The sequence below is a fragment of the uncultured Cellulomonas sp. genome, assembly GCF_947494015.1.
GTDB lineage: Bacteria > Actinomycetota > Actinomycetes > Actinomycetales > Cellulomonadaceae > Pengzhenrongella.
In genome coordinates this window covers 163,786-183,563 of the sequence record NZ_CANLTL010000009.1, presented here as the reverse complement: position 1 = coordinate 183,563, position 19,778 = coordinate 163,786, and the positions used below count along the sequence as shown (strand labels likewise).

17 protein-coding genes are annotated in these 19,778 nt (G+C 75.6%); 5 read left to right on the top strand and 12 right to left on the bottom strand.

Translation table 11 applies throughout. The annotated features are described in order from the left end of the window. Positions 1-61 precede the first annotated feature (61 nt). The 3 genes from Q0840_RS12065 to Q0840_RS12055 all read left to right on the top strand — a co-directional run bounded on the left by Q0840_RS12065 (position 62) and on the right by Q0840_RS12055 (position 2,043). On the top strand, positions 62-760 hold the full coding sequence (locus tag Q0840_RS12065) for a hypothetical protein (protein WP_298459723.1): 699 nt from the start codon (positions 62-64) through the stop codon (positions 758-760). A 71-nt stretch (positions 761-831) separates the two neighbouring features. After that, positions 832-1,578, top strand: a complete 747-nt coding sequence (locus tag Q0840_RS12060) for a S1C family serine protease (protein WP_298459722.1) — start codon at positions 832-834, stop codon at positions 1,576-1,578. Positions 1,579-1,623: 45 nt separating this feature from the next. Then, entirely contained in the window at positions 1,624-2,043 is a 420-nt protein-coding gene (locus Q0840_RS12055; protein WP_298459721.1) for a spore germination protein GerW family protein, read from the top strand. Positions 2,044-2,097: 54 nt separating this feature from the next. Here the strand turns inward: Q0840_RS12055 and Q0840_RS12050 are convergent, their stop codons facing one another. From Q0840_RS12050 to Q0840_RS12025, 6 genes are all read right to left on the bottom strand, one after another. Further along, positions 2,098-2,838, bottom strand: a complete 741-nt coding sequence (locus Q0840_RS12050) for an SseB family protein (protein WP_298459798.1) — start codon at positions 2,836-2,838, stop codon at positions 2,098-2,100. A 44-nt stretch (positions 2,839-2,882) separates the two neighbouring features. Beyond that, positions 2,883-3,641: a bifunctional 1-(5-phosphoribosyl)-5-((5-phosphoribosylamino)methylideneamino)imidazole-4-carboxamide isomerase/phosphoribosylanthranilate isomerase PriA gene (gene priA / locus Q0840_RS12045; RefSeq protein ID WP_298459720.1), complete on the bottom strand. Its 759-nt coding sequence runs from the start codon at positions 3,639-3,641 to the stop codon at positions 2,883-2,885. Positions 3,642-3,687: 46 nt separating this feature from the next. Continuing rightward, the gene (hisH, locus tag Q0840_RS12040; protein ID WP_298459718.1) at positions 3,688-4,329 is read right to left on the bottom strand and encodes an imidazole glycerol phosphate synthase subunit HisH; all 642 of its coding nucleotides are present in this window, start codon (positions 4,327-4,329) and stop codon (positions 3,688-3,690) included. 11 nt (positions 4,330-4,340) lie between these two features. Continuing rightward, positions 4,341-4,817, bottom strand: a complete 477-nt coding sequence (locus Q0840_RS12035) for a hypothetical protein (RefSeq protein ID WP_298459717.1) — start codon at positions 4,815-4,817, stop codon at positions 4,341-4,343. Next, positions 4,817-5,398 carry an imidazoleglycerol-phosphate dehydratase HisB gene (hisB, locus tag Q0840_RS12030; protein WP_298459796.1) on the bottom strand — a complete coding sequence of 194 codons (582 nt, stop codon included), beginning with the start codon at positions 5,396-5,398 and terminating at the stop codon, positions 4,817-4,819. Before hisB ends, Q0840_RS12035 begins: the two co-directional genes overlap by 1 nt. Positions 5,399-5,493: 95 nt before the next feature. Continuing rightward, complete coding sequence (locus Q0840_RS12025) at positions 5,494-6,588, bottom strand: histidinol-phosphate transaminase (protein WP_298459716.1); 1,095 nt, start codon at positions 6,586-6,588, stop codon at positions 5,494-5,496. Between the two features lie 73 nt (positions 6,589-6,661). Between Q0840_RS12025 and Q0840_RS12020 the strand changes: the two genes are divergently transcribed. Next, positions 6,662-8,929: an ATP-dependent DNA helicase RecQ gene (locus Q0840_RS12020; RefSeq protein WP_298459715.1), complete on the top strand. Its 2,268-nt coding sequence runs from the start codon at positions 6,662-6,664 to the stop codon at positions 8,927-8,929. Here the strand turns inward: Q0840_RS12020 and Q0840_RS12015 are convergent. From Q0840_RS12015 to hisD, 4 genes are all read right to left on the bottom strand, one after another. Continuing rightward, positions 8,926-9,936, bottom strand: coding sequence for an NAD(P)-dependent oxidoreductase (locus Q0840_RS12015; RefSeq protein WP_298459794.1), 1,011 nt, complete (start codon positions 9,934-9,936; stop codon positions 8,926-8,928). The two genes, Q0840_RS12020 and Q0840_RS12015, sit on opposite strands and share 4 nt — an antisense overlap. 26 nt (positions 9,937-9,962) lie before the next feature. Then, a complete protein-coding gene (locus Q0840_RS12010; RefSeq protein WP_298459714.1) occupies positions 9,963-12,659 on the bottom strand; it encodes an alpha/beta fold hydrolase in 2,697 nt (898 codons plus the stop codon). After that, positions 12,656-13,681, bottom strand: coding sequence for a 3-oxoacyl-ACP synthase III (locus Q0840_RS12005; RefSeq protein ID WP_298459713.1), 1,026 nt, complete (start codon positions 13,679-13,681; stop codon positions 12,656-12,658). The genes Q0840_RS12010 and Q0840_RS12005 overlap by 4 nt, the downstream gene beginning before the upstream one ends. Before the next feature lie 229 nt (positions 13,682-13,910). Continuing rightward, positions 13,911-15,233: a histidinol dehydrogenase gene (gene hisD, locus Q0840_RS12000; RefSeq protein ID WP_298459712.1), complete on the bottom strand. Its 1,323-nt coding sequence runs from the start codon at positions 15,231-15,233 to the stop codon at positions 13,911-13,913. Between the two features lie 133 nt (positions 15,234-15,366). Between hisD and Q0840_RS11995 the strand changes: the two genes are divergently transcribed. Further along, on the top strand, positions 15,367-15,585 hold the full coding sequence (locus tag Q0840_RS11995; RefSeq protein WP_298459710.1) for an RNA-binding S4 domain-containing protein: 219 nt from the start codon (positions 15,367-15,369) through the stop codon (positions 15,583-15,585). 101 nt (positions 15,586-15,686) lie between these two features. Here Q0840_RS11995 and Q0840_RS11990 read toward each other — a convergent pair whose 3' ends face one another. After that, positions 15,687-16,154, bottom strand: a complete 468-nt coding sequence (locus Q0840_RS11990; RefSeq protein WP_367183122.1) for a pyridoxamine 5'-phosphate oxidase family protein — start codon at positions 16,152-16,154, stop codon at positions 15,687-15,689. Beyond that, positions 16,151-19,684, bottom strand: coding sequence for a DNA polymerase III subunit alpha (gene dnaE / locus Q0840_RS11985; RefSeq protein ID WP_298459709.1), 3,534 nt, complete (start codon positions 19,682-19,684; stop codon positions 16,151-16,153). The genes Q0840_RS11990 and dnaE overlap by 4 nt, the downstream gene beginning before the upstream one ends. Between the last annotated feature and the right edge of the window lie 94 nt (positions 19,685-19,778).

Here is a 19,778-nt window from a genome sequence, read left to right as displayed (position 1 = left end):
TGACCGCCGCGGGCTCCGACACGACCCCCCTCGGGGGGCGCTCGGCGCCTATCCTGACGCCGTGACGCACGAACCGACCGCCGAGGTGCCGACCCACCGGGTCCGCAGCGGCGAGCCCGGGTGGGGGACGTCGACGACGCCCCCCGGGTCGGTCGGTGCCACCCACCCGCCGCCGGTCCCCCTGGCCGTCCCGACGTCCGGCGGGTCCGCGGCGGAGCACCCCGTGACCGGGCCGACCCCACCCCGCGCGCGCCGCCGCCGGCGCTGGCCGGTCGTGCTGCTCGTCGTCCTGCTGCTCGCCGCGCTGGGTGCCGCCGGCTACCTGTACGCGACCACCACCGCCTACGCCGACCGTCTGGGCTGGACCGAGGACCAGGCCCGCGCCATCGGCACCGAGCTGGCCACCACCCGGCTCGAGCTGGACGGGGCGACCGCCGAGCTCCAGGCGGTCCGCGGCCAGCTCGCCATCGCCCAGGAGCGGATCACCGCCCTGGCGGACGAGAAGGCGCAGATCGGGGACGACCGCGAGGCGCAGGCCCAGCTGCTCGACTACCAGGCCCGGGTCACCGCTGCCGCGGGCACCGTGGCCTCGGCCCTGGACCGGTGCGTCAAGGGCCAGGACCAGCTCATCGACTACCTCGCGGACGCCGCCTCCTACGACCCCGACGCGCTGGCCCGGTTCGGCGCGGACGTCGAGCTGCTGTGCCGGTCGGCGTCGCAGGCCAACGACGCGCTGCAGGCCGAGCTGGCGAACCGGTGAGACGCCGGACCACCCGCGGCCGGGGCGACGCGTCCGGCGCCACCGTCCGGGGCGCCGCGCCGGGGGGCACGGTGAGGTCCGCGCCGGACGGCGCGCTGAGCTCCGTGCTGGCCGGCGTGCTGGCCGGCGTGCTGCTCGCCGGCTGCGCCGCGGTGCCGACGATGCCGGGGCCGACCCCGACGGACCTCGTGCCGTCCGAGGTCCCCCGCCCGACTCCGACCACGACCGGCAACCTCTCCCCCGACGGCTTCGACGCCGCGCAGCGGATGGCGGTGCGGATCCGCAACGTCGGCTGCGGCTCGGTCTCGACCGGCTCGGGGTTCGCGATCGACGCACGCACGCTGATCACGAACCGGCACGTCGTGGCGGACTCGGCGGAGCTGCAGCTGAGCACCTACGACGGGCGCGACCTCGCGGCCACCACCGCGAGCACCGCGAGCCTGGCCGACCTCGCCGTGGTCCGCACCACCGACGACCTGCCGGCCGTCCCCGAGCTGGCCGACGTCGACCCGTCCCCGGGCGACGAGGTCACCGTGGTCGGGTACCCCGAGGGCGGGCGGCTGACGGTGACCAGCGGCCGGGTGATCGGCGGCACGACCGACCCGCTCAACGAGAACCTCGGCGAGGTGCTGGTGACCGACGCCGAGGTCGAGCCGGGCAGCTCGGGCTCCGCGGTCCTCGACGAGGGGGGCCGCGTGGTCGGCGTCGTCTACGCCAAGAACAGCCTCGACCAGAGCTTCATCGTCCCGGTCAGCACCCTGCGCTCCATGCTCGACGACGCCGCCGCCTTCGTGGACGCTCCCTCCTGCGCGGGCTGACGACCGGCCCGGCACCATCCCGTCACGTCGACCCGGAGGACCGTCATGGACAGCACCCGACCGCGCACGTTCGACCCCACCAGCCACCTGCGCGAGGCGAGCGAGGCCCTCAGCGTCCGGCGCGTCTTCGGTGAGGCGTACACCCGGGGCGACGCCCTGGTCATCCCCGTGGCCAAGGTCATGGGGGGCACCGGCTCCGGGTACGGCAGCGGGACCACCCCGGCCGACGGGGCCGACCCGTCGGGGCCCGCGGGCCCCGCGACGGGCGGCGGTGCGCAGGAGGGCGAGGGCGGCGGGGGCGGGTTCGGCGTGCGCGTCCGCCCGGTCGGGGTCTACGTGGTGGACGACGCCGGGGTCCGCTGGCAGCCGGCGCTCGACCTGAACCGGGTCGTCCTGGGCGGGCAGGTCGCCGGGACCCTGATCGCCGTGGTGGTCGCCTGGGCGCTGGGCCGGCGTCGGGCCTGACCGGCTCGCGGCCGGGCGTCGACCCTGACCCGGGCCGGCGACCGTGGCCGGGCGTCAGCGGCCGGTGGGCGCCTGGGTCAGCCGCAGCTCGAGCGCGTCGACCCGCGCCGCCACGACCGTGTCCGCGGCGAGACGGGCGTTGACCTCGCCGAGCACGGCGTCCAGCCGTACCCGGTCCAGCCCCGGGGCCAGGGCGAGCACGACGGCGACCTCGGCGCGCCGCCCGGCCTCGGCGCGGGCCTCGACCACCGCCGGGACGCCGTGCACGGCGTCGGCGACGGCGGCGGCGACCTCACGGTCCACGACGCCGTCGACGACTGCCGGGTGCCACCGCTCGCCGCGCGCGAGCGCCCAGACGGCGGGTCGGGGCAGCACGGCGGTCACCGGCCCGGCCGGGTCCAGGACGACGACCTCCCAGCCCTCGCCCACGGCGGACAGCGCCGCCCGCGGGACGTCGCTGGGTACCGGGCGCGCGTCGGGGTGCCAGGCGTTCAGCGCCGCGACGCAGGAGAACACCGGCATCGCGGTGCGCCCGTCGGGCGTGCGCACCGCCACGATCCCGGCCGACGCCTCCTTGTCGACGGTGTGCTCGTGACCCTCGTGCACCACGACGTCCGCCACCTCGAGCTGGGCCAGCATCGGCACCAGCACGCGGGTCGGGGCGAGCGCCTGCACGACGTCACCCAGGCCCCCGGTGCCGGCGGCGTAGCGCCTGAGGGCGTCGACCAGCGCGGGGTCGGCGGTGCCGTCGTCGCCGGCGAACGGCGACGACGGCGGCAGCGCGCGGCCGGCCATCGGGTCGGGCACGGGGGCGGGTCCGGTGGGCTCGCCGGGGCCGGTCAGAACCGACCCGGCCCGGCGCCGCCGGGCTTGCCGGCGACCTCGAGCGCCTCGGGCAGCGTGAACGCCCCGGCGTACAGGGCCTTGCCGACGATCGCGCCCTCGACGCCGTCGTCGACCAGGTCGCGCAGGGCCCGCAGGTCCTCCAGGCTCGAGATCCCGCCGGAGGCCACGACGGCCGCGTCGGTGCGCGAGCAGACCTGGCGCAGCAGGTCGAGGTTCGGGCCGCGCAGCGTGCCGTCCTTGGTCACGTCCGTCACGACGTACCGGGCGCAGCCGGCGTCGTCCAGGCGGGCCAGGACCTCCCACAGGTCACCGCCCTCCTGCGTCCAGCCGCGCGCGGCGAGCGTCGTGCCGCGCACGTCCAGGCCGACGGCGATGAGCTCGCCGTGCTGGTCGATGACCTTCGCGGTCCACTCGGGGTTCTCCAGCGCGGCCGTGCCCAGGTTGACGCGCGCGGCACCGGTCGCGAGCGCACGCTCGAGCGAGGCGTCGTCGCGGATGCCGCCGGACATCTCGACCCGGACGTCCAGCGCGGCCACGACCGAGGCGAGCAGCTCGGCGTTGGACCCGCGGCCGAAGGCGGCGTCCAGGTCGACCAGGTGCACCCACTCCGCCCCCCCGGCCTGCCAGTCGAGGGCGGCGGACAGCGGGTCGCCGTAGGACGTCTCCGAGCCGGCCTCGCCCTGGACGAGGCGGACCGCCTGCCCGTCGGCGACGTCGACGGCGGGCAGCAGGACGAGCGGTTCGGTGGACATCGGTGGGGCGTCTCCTCGGTGGGGGCGGTGGGCGGTGGCGCGCGGGCTAGGAGCGCAGCGAGCCGACCCAGTTGGCGAGCAGCTGCGAGCCCGCGTCGCCGGACTTCTCGGGGTGGAACTGGGTCGCGGCGAGCGGCCCGTTCTCGACGGCGGCCACGAACCGGCCCCCGTGCTCGGACCAGGTGACCAGCGGCGGGGTGAAGCGGGAGTCCCCGAGCGGGGGGAAGCTGCGCGCGGCGTAGGAGTGCACGAAGTAGAACCGCTCGGACTCGATGCCGGCGAACAGGGTCGAGCCGTCCGGGACGTCCACGGTCGACCACCCCATGTGCGGCACGACGTCGGCCTCGAGCCGGTCGACCACGCCGGGCCACTCCCCGAGGCCCTCGGCCTCGACGCCGTGCTCCTCACCGCGCTCGAACATGACCTGCATGCCGACGCAGATGCCCAGCACCGGGCGGCCACCGGCGAGCCGGCGGTCGATGATCTGCCCGCCGCGCACGCCGTCCAGGCCCTCCATCACGGCGGCGAAGGCGCCGACGCCGGGCACGACGAGGCCGTCCGCCTCGGCGGCGGCCCGGGGGTCGGCCGTCAGCTCGACCTCGGCCCCGACACGCTCGAGGGCGCGCACGGCCGAGCGCACGTTGCCGAAGCCGTAGTCGAGGACGACGACCTGGGGGGTGGGAGTCACGTGGCCTGAGTTTACCGGCGGTTCGCGCGGGCCGACGCGGCCAGCACCCGCAGCGCCCGGAACCGGGACATCCCCACGCTGGAGACGACCCCGGGGACGTCCGCCGCGGTGGTCGTGCCCAGCAGCAGGTCCTCGACCACCTCGGGGGCCCCGTTGAGCGCGAGGCCGGCGGACAGCTTCTCGCCCTCCTCGCCGTCCATCCACCGCGAGGCCGTCGCGCGCCCGCCGGACTTCTGCAGCAGCACCACAGGGACGCCCTTGAGCAGGCGGGACACCGCGATCGCGGCGTCCCGGGGTGCGCTGCCGGAGGAGTCGCGGCACACCGCGACCGCGCCGACGTCGGTGGGCACCACGTCGACCCGGACCTTGGCGATCGCACAGGTCGCCGCGAGCGGCGCCGGCACCGCGACCGGCGTGATCACCAGCGCGACGCCCGCCGGTGCGGCCGGCGCCCCGGGGGCGCCCGGCGCCGCGTCGCGGTCGGCCATCACAGCGCGCCCTTGGTCGACGGGACGCCCACCACGCGCGGGTCCGGCTGCACCGCGGCGCGCAGCGCCCGGGCGAGCGCCTTGAACTGCGCCTCCACGACGTGGTGCGGGTCGCGGCCGGCCAGCACCCGCATGTGGATGCAGATGCCGGCGTGGTGCGCGATCGACTCCAGCACGTGCCGGGTCAGGGACCCGGTGAAGTGGCCGCCGATGAGGTGGTACTCCTGGCCGGCCGGCTCCCCCGAGTGCACCAGGTACGGCCGGCCGGACACGTCCACCACGGCCTGGGCGAGCGCCTCGTCCAGCGGCACCAGGGCGTCGCCGAACCGGCCGATGCCGGCCTTGTCGCCCAGCGCGACCCGCAGCGCCTCGCCGAGGGCGATCGCGACGTCCTCGACGGTGTGGTGGGCGTCGATGTGGGTGTCACCGGTCGCCCGCACGGTCAGATCCAGCAGGGAGTGCTTGCCCAGCGCGGTGAGCATGTGGTCGTAGAACGGCACGCTGGTGGAGATGTCGGTGCGCCCGCTGCCGTCCAGGTCGAGCTCGACCAGCACGCTGGACTCCGACGTGGTCCGCTCGATGCGCGCGGTGCGCCCGGGGCCGCCGCCGGGTGGGGTGCCCGGCGTCGCCGCAGCCGTCGTCGCGCCCGTCGGCGTCGTCCCGGTCGTGTCGCCGGTCATCGTCCCGTCACCTCCACCAGGGCGTCCCGGAAGGCCGCCATCTCCTCGCCGGTGCCGATGGACACCCGCAGCCACTGCGGCGGGCCGACCTCGCGGATGAGGACGCCACGCCGCAGCAGACCCTCCCAGATCGCGTGCCGGTCGTCGAACGGCCCGAACAGCACGAAGTTGGCGTCCGAGTCCGCGACGTCCAGGCCCCGGCCGCGCAGCCACGCGACGCACGCGTCGCGCTCCTCGCGCAGCGAGCCCACCTGCGCCATGAGGGCGTCGGAGTGCTTGAGCGCGGCCCGGGCGACCGCCTGCGTCACCCCCGACAGGTGGTACGGCAGCCGCACGACCCGCAACGCGTCCACCAGGGCCGGGGCGGCCGCGAGGTAGCCGACCCGCGCCCCGGCGAGGCCGAACGCCTTGGACATGGTCCGGCTGACCGCCAGGTGCGGGTGCTCGGCCAGGATCTCCAGGGCGGACGGCGTCCCGGCGCGGCGAAACTCCCCGTACGCCTCGTCGACCACGACGACGCAGCCACCCGGGACCTGCGCCGCGGCCGCGAGCACGGCGCGGATCGTGTCCAGCGGCAGGGCGGTCCCGGTGGGGTTGTTCGGGCTGGCCAGCAGCACCACGCTGGGTGCGTGCTCGGCGACCGTCGCCGCGGCACGGTCGGGGTCCAGCGTGAAGTCGTCCTCGCGGCGTCCCTGCACCCAGCCGGTGCTGGTGTCCCGGGCGTACTCGGGGTACATCGAGTAGGTCGGTGCGAAGGACAGCGCGGTGCGGCCCGGCCCGCCGAAGGCCTGCAGCAGGTGCAGCATCACCTCGTTGGAGCCGTTCGCGGCCCAGATCTGCTCGGGCGCGAGCGGGACGCCGGACTCGCGCAGCAGGTAGGCGGCGAGGTCGGTGCGCAGCGCGAGGAAGTCCCGGTCCGGGTAACGGTTCAGCCCGCGGGCGGCGGCGGCGACGTCGGCGGCGATGTCGGCGACGACGTCGTCGGCCGGCGGGTAGGGGTTCTCGTTGACGTTGAGCAGGACCGGGACGTCGAGCTGGGGCGCGCCGTACGGCTCCAGGCCCGCCAGCTCGGGACGCAGGGGAAGGGTCACGCCCCGAGTCTAGGGAGCACCGGGGGCACCGGCCGCGCCGGGGCGTGTGGGTGCCGCTGCCTACGATCGACGGATGAGCCAGCCCTCGACGTCCACCGACCCGCAGACCCGCAGCGGCGGCCCGGCCGCCCAGGCCGGCGCCGCGACGGCGGACCGGGCCGCGCTGCGGGCCGAGGCCGAGGCCGCGCTGGTCGCGCTGGTCGGCCGCCCGGACGCCCGCCTGCGCGACGACCAGTGGGTCGCGATCGAGGCCCTGGTGGCCGACCACCGGCGCGCGCTCGTGGTGCAGCGCACCGGGTGGGGCAAGTCGGCCGTCTACTTCGTCGCGACCGCGCTGCTGCGCGCCCGCGGGTCCGGTCCGACGGTCATCGTCTCGCCGCTGCTCGCGCTGATGCGCAACCAGGTCGAGGCCGCCCAGCGCGCCGGGATCCGCGCCGAGACGATCAACTCGGCCAACGTCACCGAGTGGGACGGCGTGCACCAGCGGGTCGCCGCCGGTGAGGTCGACGTGCTGCTGGTCTCCCCGGAGCGGCTGAACAACCCCGGCTTCCGCGAGGAGGTGCTGCCGCGGCTGGCCGCCTCCGCGGGGCTCGTGGTGGTCGACGAGGCCCACTGCATCTCCGACTGGGGCCACGACTTCCGCCCGGACTACCGCCGGATCCGCACGCTGCTCGCCGAGCTGCCGGCCGGCATCCCGGTGCTGGCCACGACGGCCACCGCGAACGCGCGGGTGACCGCCGACGTGGCCGAGCAGCTCGCGGTCACCTCGGACGACGGCGGGCCCGACCGCGCCCTGGCGGCCGACGTCCTGGTGCTGCGCGGGTCGCTCGACCGCGAGAGCCTGCACCTGGCCGTCGCGCGGCTGCCCGGGACGGCGGCGCAGCTCGCCTGGCTCGGCCACCGCCTGCCGCAGGTCGACGGCTCCGGCATCGTCTACTGCCTCACGGTCGCGGCCACCCAGCAGGTCACCGAGTACCTGCGCGACCTAGGCCTCGAGGTACGCGCGTACACCGGGCAGACCGACCCGGCCGAGCGGGAGGCCGCGGAGCAGGACCTGCTGGCGAACCGGGTCAAGGCGCTCGTGGCGACCTCGGCGCTGGGGATGGGGTTCGACAAGCCCGACCTGGCGTTCGTGGTGCACCTCGGGGCGCCGTCGTCGCCCATCTCCTACTACCAGCAGGTGGGTCGTGCGGGGCGCGCGACCGACCGCGCGGAGGTCGTGCTGCTGCCCGGGCCCGAGGACCGCGCGATCTGGGACTACTTCGCCTCGATGGCGTTCCCGCCGGAGGCCGAGGTGCGCGCGACGCTGGCGGCGCTGGAGGCGGCCGGCACCCTGTCGACCGCCGCGCTGGAGACGCGGGTCTCGCTGCGCCGCAACCGGCTCGAGCTCATGCTCAAGGTGCTGGACGTCGACGGCGCCGTCCGGCGGGTGCGCGGCGGCTGGGAGTCGACCGGGCGCCCCTGGTCCTACGACGCCGAGCGGTACCACCGGGTCGCCGAGACCCGCCGGGCCGAGCAGCGGGCGATGCTCGACTACGTCTCGACCGACGGCTGCCGGATGGCGTACCTGCGGCGCGCGCTGGACGACCCCGACCTGGATGCCGGCTGGCGCTGCGGTCGCTGCGACGGGTGCGGGGGCACCTCCGCCGGCCAGGCGCCCGACGACGCCGAGGTGGCGGCGGCACGCGAGCGCCTCGCCGTCCCCGGCGTGGAGATCGAGCCGCGCCGTCAGTGGCCGACCGGGATGTCCGGCCTCGGCGTCGACCTGTCCGGCCGGATCGCCGCCGACGAGCGGCCGGAGACCGGGCGCGCGGTCGCCCGGCTGGACGGCATCGGCTGGGGCGGGCTGCTGCGGGACCTGTTCGCACCGGTTCCCGGGGCGCCGGCGCCGGACCACGACGCCGCGGAGGCCGGCGGCGGGCGCGACGGTGCCCTGCCGGTGGCGCTGCGGCGCCCGGTCCTGGACGTGCTCGACGCGTGGCACCCCGACCCGGCGCCCGCCGGGGTCGTGGTCGTGGAGTCCGCGAGCCGACCGGAGCTCGTCCGGCACCTGGCCGAGGGGGTCGCGCACCGGCTCGGGGTGCCGGTCGTCGGCTCGGTCGGGCCGGTGGCGGGTGTCGAGGCGGGCCGGCGCGACGTGAACTCGGCGCAGCGACTGGCCGGGGTGGCCCGGCGCCTGGAGCTGCACCTGTCCGAGGCGGCCGCGGCGGGCCTGCCGGGACGTGCGGTCGTGCTGGTCGACGACCGCACCGACTCGGGGTGGACGGTGACGGTCGCGGCGCGCCTGCTGCGCCGCGCGGGGGCGTCGGCGGTGCACCCGTTCGTCCTGGCCGTCGGCTAGACCCGGCCCTCGGGAGACGTCGGCGCCGGCGCGGCGGCCGCCGGGGCCAGGTGCGCCGCGAGCCGGGCGAAGCCCTCGTCGAGCGTGACCGCGGGAGCCCAGCGCAGCGCCTCGCGGGTGCGCCGCTGGTCGAACCAGTGCGCGGTGGACATCTGCTCGGCGACGAACCGGGTCATCGGCGGCTCACCCCACTGCGGGCGCACGGCCCAGACCCGTTCGATCGCGGCGCCGGCCACCCGGGCGACCCCCGGCGGCACCGACCGCGCCGGGACCGGCACGCCGGCCGCCCGGCACATCCCGGCCAGCAGGTCTCGGACCGGCCGCGGCTCGCCGTTGGTCACCACGTACGACCCGCCCCACGCGTCGGCGGGCGCCTGGAGCGCGGCGACCAGCGCGTCCGCCGCGTTGTCGACGTACGTGGTGTCGATCAGCGCGGTCCCGCCGCCCAGCAGCGGCAGCCGGCCGCGCCGGGCCCGGTCGACCACCCGGGCGACCAGCTGGGTGTCCCCCGGGCCCCAGACGATGTGCGGCCGGACCGCCAGCACGCGCATCTCGGGAGTGTCGGCGGCCAGCGCCGCGAGCTCCGCGGCCGCCTTCGTGCGGGCATACGGACCGCGGGCCCGAGCCGGGTCGGCCGGGCCCGCCGGCTCGCCGACGATCGACGACCCCACGTGCGCGACCGAGGGCGACGACACCATGACGAACCGCCGCACCCCGGCAGCGCGCGCGGCGGCCAGCAGCGTCCGGGTGCCCTCGACGTTGACCGCGCGGTACTCCGCCTCCGGACCCGTCACGTCGACCTTCGCCGCGAGGTGGACCACCGCGGTGCAGCCCTCGACGGCGCGGGCCACGGCGGCCGGGTCGGTGAGCGAGCCACGCTCGTCCACAGCCCCGGGGAGGTCCGCGGCGCCGCGCTGGAACGTGCGGACGGCGTGGCCGCGGGCGAGGATCGCCGTCGCCACCGCGCGACCGAGCATCCCGCTCGCGCCGGTGACCAGCACGGGCAGGACCGACCCAGCCGCGTGCCGCGCGCTCACGGCCGGCCCGTCCGCCCGCCGGCCAGCACCCGCTCGGCCCAGCGGGACAGCCGGGTCCGCTCGATCTTGGAGTTGTGGCGGACGTCGGTGGGCAGCGCGTCGACGACCAGCACCGCGGCGACCGGGACGTCCAGCGCCGCCCGCACCCGGGCGGTCAGGTCCAGGTCGGCCAGTCCGGGACGCCGGACGGCCGGGGTCGTCTCGACGACCAGCACGACGGTCTGGACGCCGACCGGGCCCACGCCGACGGCCGCGGCCCGGGTCACGCCGTCCACCCCTTCGGCCCGCCGCTCCAGGCCGACCGGCGTGAGCACGCCGTCGGGGGTGGTGATCACGTGCGCGAGCCGGCCCTCGACCCACAGCCGTCCCTCGCGGTCCAGGTGGCCCACGTCCCCGGTGCGGTGCCACCCGGCGTCGCGGCGCGCGGCGTGATGCGTGAGCCACAGCCGGTCGTACCGGTCCATCACGTGCGGCGCGCTGACCAGGATCTCGCCGGTCACGCCGGGTTCCCGGCCGGCGGGGCCGGTCGCGGCGCCGTCGACGTCCAGGGCGCTGATCGCCACCTGGGCGCCCGCGACGGGCCGGCCGACGCACACGCCGTCGCCGTCGCCGGCGGCGGTGATCTCGGCCAGCGAGATGTCGGTGACCGGGAGCACCTCGGTCATGCCGTAGGGGGTGTGCGGCTCGGCGGCCGGCATGATCCGCCCCACCGCCGCGAGCAGCTCCGGGGGCACGGGCGCCCCGGCGGACAGGAACAGCCGCACCCCGGACAGCGCACGCCGGTCGGCGTCGTCCAGGCGGCCCGCGTCGGCGACCACGCTGGTCAGCGCGGCCGGCGAGGCGAACACGACCGCCGCGTCGACCGCGGCGACCGCGTCCGCGAGCGCCGTCGCGGTCAGCGTCCGCGGTGCGGTGACGTCCATGTCGGGACTCGCGCAGGTCGCGCCGAGCGCGGGCCCCAGCAGGGCGAACGGGGCGAACGCGGCCACCAGCGACGACCCCGGGCCGATGCCGTACGTGGACCCGACCGCGCGAGCCATCGCCGCGAGCTGCGCGTGGGTGTACGCGACGCCCTTGGCCGGCCCGGTCGAGCCGGAGGTGAACAGGATCGCGGCGTCGTCGTCGGCGGACGGCTCGGGGGGCGCGTCGGACACACCCGCGCGCGCCGCTGCCCGGCCCCGGTCGGCGAGCTCGACGAGCGTGCAGTCGATCCCGAGCGCGGCGCGGGCACCGGTCGGCAGCGGGCCGGCGGCGATGCGGCGGGCCGACCAGCCCAGGGCCCGGGCGGCGGCCAGGGCCCGCGGGACGCCGATGACGACCTGCGGACGGGCGCCGCGGACCGCACGTGACAGGCCGTGCAGCCCCAGGCCGGCGTCGGCCACGACGACGACGGCGCCGATCCGCAGGCAGGCGTAGAGCACGGCGGTCAGGTCCGCACCCGGCGGCACGAGCAGCGCGACCCGGTCGCCGGGCCGCACCCCGCTGCCCAGCAGCCCGCGGCCGAGCTCGTCGACGCGGCGTGCGAGCAGCGACCACGGGACGGCGCGCGGCCCGCTGGCACCGGGGGGCGCCATCTCGACCAGCGCGACGCCGTCGTCGCCGGCGCGTTCCTCGAGGGCGCGCCACAGCGGGACGAACGGCGCGTCGGCGACGGCGGTGCCGAGCTCCGGCGCGGCGGACGCGGCCTCGTCCGCGGCACCCGCACCGACGACGGCACCTGCCGTGCCCGGGAAGCGGTCGCTGAGCCAGGTGACGACCGCACCGGCGACGTCGACGTCCTCGGGCAGCAGGTGGCTCGCGCCCTCGTACCGGTGCACGTCGGCGTGCGGCAGCCGGTGCATCAGGTCGGCGAGGAACTGCTCGCCGAAGACGGGGTCACCCGGGCCCCACAGCAGCAGGGCCGGCACGCGCAGCGCGCTGATCCCGGTCGCGAGCGCCTCCAGCGCGGGCCGGCTCGGGTGCTCGGCGTCCACCGGGATGTCGGCGACGAAGTCACCGATCGCCTGGCGCCGGTCCGCCGAGGGGTACGGAGCCCGGAACGCGTCGCGGACCTCGCGGCTGAGCGGGGGCCGCGCGAGCGCCAGGGTGGTCTCCAGGAACGCCGGTGTCGCGACCGTGCTGGTCCCCAGCACGCCGGGGGTCATCGCCAGCCGCAGCGGCGCGGGGGTACGCCCGTCCAGGTCCTGGTAGACCGCGGTGTTCGTGACCACGACACCGGCGAGCTGCTCGGGGTGGTCGACGGCCCAGCCCAGCGAGATCGGGCCGCCCCAGTCGTGCCCGACCGTCAGCACCGGCCCTGTCAGGTCGAGCACGTCGGTCAGCGCGCCCAGCTCGGCGATCCGGTCGGCGAGCCGGTGCACGCGGCCGGTGCGCTGGGAGAAGCCCATGCCGAGCTGGTCGACGGCGACCACCCGCCACCCCGCCGCCGCACCGGCGCGGAGCAGGTCACGCCACAGGTAGGACCAGGTCGGGTTGCCGTGGACGCACAGCAGGGTGCCCCGCACCGGCGCGTCGACCTGCGAGGCGTTGTCCAGCACGTGCCACGTGTCGCTGCCGCTGCGGACCTCGGCGTCGTGCCGGCCTCGCCGACCGCCCCGGGGCACCTCGACGAGCCGGGACCAGGCGGGGTCGAGCCCGGGCAGGCCGCCCGGGGGGTGCTGCGCCGGCTGGACGGGGAGGGGCGACGCCGTCACCAGACGATCTCGGTCATGGCGGTGTTCAGGCCCGAGCCCACCCCCATGCACAGCACCCGGTCACCCGCGGACAGGCTGTCCGCCTCGGCCGCGAGCGTGATCGGCACGGACGCCGGGCCGACGTTGCCCAGGTGCGGGAACGTCAGCGGCACCGCGCGCCGGTCGAGGCCGAGCTCCTCCACGATCCGCTTGATGTGGATGGTCGAGACCTGGTGCATGACGAACCGGTCGACGCCGGACCACCCCCACTCGGGCTCCGCCTCGTGCCACGCCTCCTGGACCAGGGCGAGCCCGTTCTCCAGCAGCCCGGTGGCGTCGGTCTGCATGCCCGCGTCGATCCCGCCGACGCACAGCCCGTGGTGCTGGGTCGCGGCACGCGAGACACCACCCAGGACGCGGTGGGCGCCGGGGTGGTCGTCCACCGGGCCGAGCACGGCCGCCGCTGCGCCGGAGCCCAGGGTGAGGGTCGCGAACTCGCGCAGGTAGTCCTCGCGGGTCGTGCCCGGCCGGTTGAGCCGCGCGATCGTGCCCTCCTGCGTGGCCTGCGGGTCCTCGCCGTCGACGATGAGCGCGTAGCGGATCTGGCCCGAGTCGATCATCCCGGCGGCGAGGGTCAGCCCGTTGACGAAGCCCAGGCACGCGTTGGTGACGTCGAAGTTGAGGGCCGACGGCGGCAGCCCGAGGCCGTCGTGCACCTTGGAGGCGACGGACGGCTCGAGGTGGGCGCGGGTCACGGAGGTGTTGATGAGCAGGCCGACGTCGGCGGCGTCGACGCCGGACTCGGCGAGCGCCTTGGCGCCGGCCGCGATCGCGGCCTCGTCGAAGGCGGTGCCCGCGTCCCACCAGCGGCGCTCCTTGACGCCCGCGACGCGCTGCAGCAGGCCGCGGGGCAGCCGCAGCCGCTTCAGGGTGCCGGCGAGCTCGTCGTCGAAGTGGGACGAGGGGACCACGACCGGGGCCTCGAGGCCGGTGATCGCCAGGAGGGCGGTCCCGGTGTGGCGGAAGGTGGCATTGCCGTTCACGTGCTGACCCGGTTTCTGCGATGAGCTGCGGACGCCGGTCCCCGTCGTCCGGCGTGCGTGGCCGACGTGTCCCGGTTCGGCCCTGCACCGCACGGGCCGGGTCGGATGCCTAGTTTGGCATCGCCGTCCGTGTGCGTCGTGCCGAACGGCGTGAGTCTCGGCACGCTCGCCGCGGGCACGGGCCGCCCGGTGGCGCGCCGACGCACCGCCACCGGGCGTCGGGTCCCGCTCAGAAGCGGGCCCGCACGGCCTCGCCGTGCGCCGGCAGGTCCTCGGCCTCGGCGAGCGCGGCGATCCGGTCGCTCACCGCCCGCAGCGCGTCGGCGTCGTACTCGATGACCTGCACGGCCTTGAGGAAGCTGTGCACGCCGAGCACGCTGGCGAAGTGGGCGCAGCCGCCGGTCGGCAGCACGTGGTTGGACCCGGCCATGTAGTCACCCAGCGACACCGGTGACCACGGTCCGACGAAGATCGCGCCCGCGTTGTGGATGCGGTCGGCGACCCGGGCGGCGTCCGCGGTCTGGATCTCCAGGTGCTCGGCCCCGTACGCGTCGACCACCGCGATGCCGTGCTCGAGGTCGTCGACCAGGACGACCGCGGACTGCCGCCCGGCCAGCGCGGTGCGCACCCGCTGCTGGTGACGGGTGGCCGCGGCGCGGTCCTCCAGCTGCGCCTCGACGGCGCCGGCCAGCTCGACCGAGTCGGTCACCAGCACCGCGGCCGCCAGCGGGTCGTGCTCGGCCTGGCTGATCAGGTCGGCCGCGACGTGCACCGGGTCCGCGCCGCCGTCGGCCAGCACGGCGATCTCGGTCGGCCCCGCCTCGGCGTCGATGCCGACGACGCCCCGGACGAGGCGCTTGGCCGCGGCGACGTAGACGTTCCCCGGCCCGGTGATGACGTCGACCGGCTCGCACAGCCACTCGGTGTCGACCGGCTCGGAGCCGGCCGCGCCGTAGGCGAACATCGCGACCGCCTGCGCCCCGCCGACGGCGTACACCTCGTCCACACCGAGCAGCGCGCACGCCGCCAGGACCGTGGGGTTGGGCAGGCCACCCTCCTCCGCCTGCGGCGGGGACGCCACGGCGAGGGACGTCACACCGGCCTCCTGCGCCGCCACGACGTTCATCACCACCGACGACGGGTACACCGCGAGCCCGCCCGGGGCGTACAGGCCGACCCGCTGCACCGGGACCCAGCGCTGGCGGACCTGACCGCCGGGGCCCAGGTCCACCGTCAGGTCGGCGGGCCGCTGGGCGGCGTGCACCGCCCGGACCCGGCGGACCGACTCCTCCAGGGCGGACCGCACGGCCGGGTCGAGGCCGGCCAGCGCGGACTCCAGGGCCTCCGGCGGCACCCGCAGGTGCGCGGGGCGCACGCCGTCGAAGCGCTCGGCCAGGTCGCGCAGCGCCGCCGCGCCGTGGGTCCGGACCGCCTCGAGCGTGGGGGCGACGAGGTGCGTCGCGGCGTCCACGTCCACCTCGGCGCGCGGCAGCACCGCGCGCAGCTCGCGGGGGGTCATCGCGCGACCGCGCAGGTCCAGACGGGTGATCACGTCCGGCAGTCTAGGCCTGCGGCGACCGGGGCTCGGTGGGCCGCCGCCGGCCCTCGCCCGGGCGGCGTCGTGACCGCGCCGGGTCAGGACCGCGGTGGCGCGCGGCGTGCGGCACCACCGGCATCATGGGCGCATGGACCCCGTGCCGATCACCGACGACGTCATCCGCCTCGGGCAGTTCCTCAAGCTGTCCGGGCTCGCGGACTCCGGTGCGCAGGCGCGTGAGCTGCTCGAGGACGGCGCGGTGACCGTCAACGGCCAGGACGAGGCGCGCCGGGGCCGCCAGCTGCGGCGCGGCGACGTCGTCATGGTGGACACCCCGGCCGGGCCGGTCACCGCCACGGTCGGCTGACGTGCCCCGCCGCTGACCCGCCCCGACCCGTCCCGACGGGCCGCGTCGCGACGCGGCCGTGGCCGTGGCCGTGGCCGTGGCGTGAGTGCCGCCGACGGGCGTCAGCGCACCGTGCCGAGCACCCGCGCCACCTGCAGGTGGAGCACGACCCGGGTCGGCTGCTCTCCGAGCACGCGGTACCGGTCGGCGTACCGCTCGACGGCCTCGGCGACGTCGGCCGGGTCGTCGGAGAGCGTGATGGTGCCCTCGAGGGTCATCCAGCGCCGCCCGTCGACCTGGCACAGCGCCGCCGGCAGCGGCTCCCCGTCCGGTCCGCCGCGCGCGATCCGGCGCGCCTTGACCGAGGTCGAGCGGGTGGTGATCCGCGCCCGGCCACGCGCCGCGTCCCAGGTGAACGCGACCGGGACGACGTGCGGGCTGCCGTCGCGGCGGACCGTGCTGAGCGTGGCCAGGTGCCGGTCGGTGACGAACGCGAGCCCGGCGTCGCTGAGCACGACCGGGCCGGGCGGCCCCGGCGTGTCCGGGCGGGGCGGCTGCCGGTCCCCCGGCTCGCGCGGCGGGGTGGTCACGCGGTGGCGAGGCAGCTGGGACCGAGCAGCGCCTTGAGGTCGCCGAACAGCGCCGAGGTCCGCTCCACCCGCAGCCCCTGGTCCAGCCGCATCACGGTGGCCTTGCCGGGGCTGGTGAGCTTCAGGTGCACCTCGGTGGTGCCGGGGTGGGTGGACAGCACCTCACGCAGCCGCTCGACGACCGGCGCGGTGCACCGGGCGACCGGCAGGGTCACCAGCACGGGCGCGTCGGCGGCCGCCGAGACGTCCGGCAGCGACACCTCGATGGCCTGCAGCTGCATCGACTCGTCACGGCGCCGGACCCGGCCGCGCACCACGACCACCGTGTCCTCGGCGAGCGCGGTGGAGTAGGCGAGGTACGTCTCGCCGAAGAACATGATCTCCACCGAGCCCTCCATGTCCTCCACGGTGACCGCGGCCCACGGGTTGCCCTGCTTGGACATCTTGCGCTGCAGCGACGTGATCAGGCCGGCGACCACGACCGTCGAGCCGTCGGGCCGGGCCTCGTCGGCGAGCAGCGTCGCGATGGACACGTCGGCCGCCTGGGCGAGCACGTGCTCGAGGCCGGACAGCGGGTGGTCCGAGACGTACAGCCCGAGCATCTCCCGCTCGAAGGCGAGCCGCTGCTTCTTGTCCCAGTCCGGCAGCGCGGGGACCTCCACCGAGAAGCCGGCGTCGTCGTCGCCGCCGAAGCCGGCGAACAGGTCGAACTGCCCCTCGGCCTCCTTGCGCTTGACCCCGATGACGGCGTCCACCGCCTGCTCGTGCACGAGCAGCAGCGCGCGGCGGGTGTGCCCGAGGGAGTCGAACGCGCCGGCCTTGATCAGCGACTCGATGGTCCGCTTGTTGCACACGACCGCGGGCACCTTGTCCAGGAAGTCGGTGAAGGAGGTGAACGCTCCCTTGGACTCGCGGGTGGCCACGACCGCGTCCACCACGTTGGCGCCGACGTTGCGCACGGCGGTCAGCCCGAACCGGATGTCCTCGCCGACGGCGGTGAAGTTGGCCGACGAGGAGTTCACGTCCGGCGGGAGCACGGTGATGCCCATGCGCCGGCACTCGTTGAGGTACAGCGCCGACTTGTCCTTGTCGTCGCGCACGGAGGTGAGCAGCGCGGCCATGTACTCGGTGCGGTAGTTCGCCTTGAGGTAGGCCGTCCAGTAGGACACCACCCCGTACGCCGCCGAGTGCGCCTTGTTGAAGGCGTAGTCGGAGAACGGCAGCAGGATGTCCCACAGCGTCTGCACGGCGGCCATGGAGTACCCGCGCTCACGCATGCCGGCCGAGAAGCCCTCGAACTGCTTGTCCAGCTCGGACTTCTTCTTCTTGCCCATCGCGCGGCGCAGCAGGTCCGCCTGGCCCAGGGAGTACCCGGCCACCTTCTGCGCGATGGCCATGACCTGCTCCTGGTACACGATCAGGCCGTGCGTGGTGCCGAGGATCTCCTCCAGCGGCTCCTGCAGCTCGGGGTGGATCGGGTCCTTGGGCTGCAGCCCGTTCTTGCGCAGCGCGTAGTTCGTGTGCGAGTTGGCGCCCATGGGCCCCGGGCGGTAGAGCGCGCCGACGGCCGAGATGTCCTCGAAGTTGTCCGGCCGCATGAGCCGCAGCAGCGAGCGCATGCCGCCGCCGTCGAGCTGGAACACGCCCAGGGTGTCGCCCTTGCCGAGGAGCTCGTACGTGGCCGGGTCGTCCAGCGGCAGCGACTCGACCTCGATGCGCTCCTTGCCGTTCATCACGATGTTCGCCAGGGCGTCGTCGAGGATCGTCAGGTTCCGCAGGCCGAGGAAGTCCATCTTGATCAGCCCGAGCCCCTCGCACGTGGGGTAGTCGAACTGGGTGATGATCGCGCCGTCCTGCTCGCGGCGCATGATCGGCACGATGTCGATCAGCGGCTCGCTGGACATGATGACGCCGGCGGCGTGCACGCCCCACTGCCGCTTGAGGTTCTCCAGCCCCTTGGCCGTCTCGACCACGCGCTGGGCGTCCGGGTCGGTGGCGACCGCCTGCCGGAACTCCTCGGCCTCGCCGTAGCGCTTGTCCGCCGGGTCGAAGATCCCGGACAGCGAGATGTCCTTGCCCATGATCGACGGCGGCATCACCTTGGTCAGCTTCTCCCCCATCGCGAAGGGGTAGCCGAGCACGCGGGAGGAGTCCTTGAGGGCCTGCTTGGCCTTGATGGTGCCGTAGGTGACGATCTGGGCGACGCGGTCCTCGCCGTACTTGTCGGTGACGTACCGGATCACCTCGCCACGACGGCGCTCGTCGAAGTCGACGTCGAAGTCGGGCATGGACACGCGGTCGGGGTTGAGGAACCGCTCGAAGATCAGCCCGTGCTGCAGCGGGTCGAGGTCCGTGATCCGCATCGCGTACGCGGCCATCGACCCGGCGCCGGACCCTCGACCAGGCCCGACGCGGATGCCGTTGTCCTTGGCCCAGTTGATGAAGTCGGCGACCACGAGGAAGTACCCCGGGAAGCCCATCTGCGTGATGACGCCGGTCTCGTACTCCGCCTGCTTGCGGACCTCGTCGGGGATGCCGCCGGGGTACCGCACGTGCAGCCCGTGCTCGACCTCCTTGACGAACCAGGACGTCTCGTCCTCACCGTCCGGCGTGGGGTACCGCGGCATGTAGTTCGCCGCGGTGTTGAACTCGACCTCGCACTGCTCGGCGATCCGCAGCGTGTTGTCGCACGCCTCGGGCAGGTCCGCCCAGGTGCGGCGCATCTCCTCGGCGGACTTGAGGTAGAAGTCCTCGGCGTCGAACTTGAACCGCTTGGGGTCCGCGAGCGTCGAGCCCGACTGGACGCACAGCAGCACCTCGTGGGCCGCGTGGTCCTCCTTGCGGGTGTAGTGCAGGTCGTTCGTCGCGACGATCGGCGCGTCGATCGCCTCGGCGACCCGCAGCAGGTCCTTGATCACGCGGGTCTCGATGTCGAGGCCATGGTCCATCAGCTCGACGTAGAAGTAGTCCTTGCCGAAGATGTCCTGCAGCTCGCCGGCGACCCGCACGGCCTCGTCGAACTGGCCGAGCCGCAGCCGCGTCTGCACCTCCCCGGACGGGCACCCGGTCGAGGCGATGAGCCCCCTGCCGTAGGTCTGCAGCAGCTCGCGGTCCATCCGGGGCTTGTAGAAGTGGCCCTCCAGCGACGCCAGCGACGCCATCCGGAACAGGTTGTGCATGCCCTCGGTGGTCCGCGCCCACATCGTCATGTGGGTGTACGCGCCACCTCCCGAGACGTCGTCGGACGCCTGGTGGGCCTCCCCCCACTTCACGCGGGTGCGGTCGTGCCGGCTGGTGCCCGGCGTCAGGTACGCCTCGACGCCGATGATGGGCTTGATGCCGGCGGCCCGGGCCTTGGACCAGAAGTCGAAGGCGCCGAAGACGAACCCGTGGTCGGTCGTGGCCATCGCCGTCTGGCCGAGCCGCTGGGCCTCGCCGAACAGGTCACCCAGCCGCGCCGCACCGTCGAGCATGGAGTACTCGGTGTGGACGTGCAGGTGCGCGAAGTCCGTCGACGAGGCAGTGGGCATGGCGCGATTCTAGGCTCCGCCACCGACACCTCCGGCGCCGCCACACCCGCCGTCGACGGGTGACGCGGGCCATGTCGGCCGGGGTGCCCGCCGG

Excerpts from the sequence above, each read along its gene's own strand:
- Q0840_RS12055 (WP_298459721.1), top strand. The coding sequence starts at position 1,624 with ATGGACAGCACCCGACCGCGCACGTTCGACCCCACCAGCCACCTGCGC.
- Q0840_RS12050 (WP_298459798.1), bottom strand. The coding sequence starts at position 2,838 with ATGGCCGGCCGCGCGCTGCCGCCGTCGTCGCCGTTCGCCGGCGACGAC.
- Q0840_RS12020 (WP_298459715.1), top strand. The coding sequence starts at position 6,662 with ATGAGCCAGCCCTCGACGTCCACCGACCCGCAGACCCGCAGCGGCGGC.
- dnaE (WP_298459709.1), bottom strand. The coding sequence starts at position 19,684 with ATGCCCACTGCCTCGTCGACGGACTTCGCGCACCTGCACGTCCACACC.
- priA (WP_298459720.1), bottom strand. The coding sequence starts at position 3,641 with ATGTCCACCGAACCGCTCGTCCTGCTGCCCGCCGTCGACGTCGCCGAC.
- Q0840_RS12035 (WP_298459717.1), bottom strand. The coding sequence starts at position 4,817 with ATGGCCGACCGCGACGCGGCGCCGGGCGCCCCCGGGGCGCCGGCCGCA.
- Q0840_RS11995 (WP_298459710.1), top strand. The coding sequence starts at position 15,367 with ATGGACCCCGTGCCGATCACCGACGACGTCATCCGCCTCGGGCAGTTC.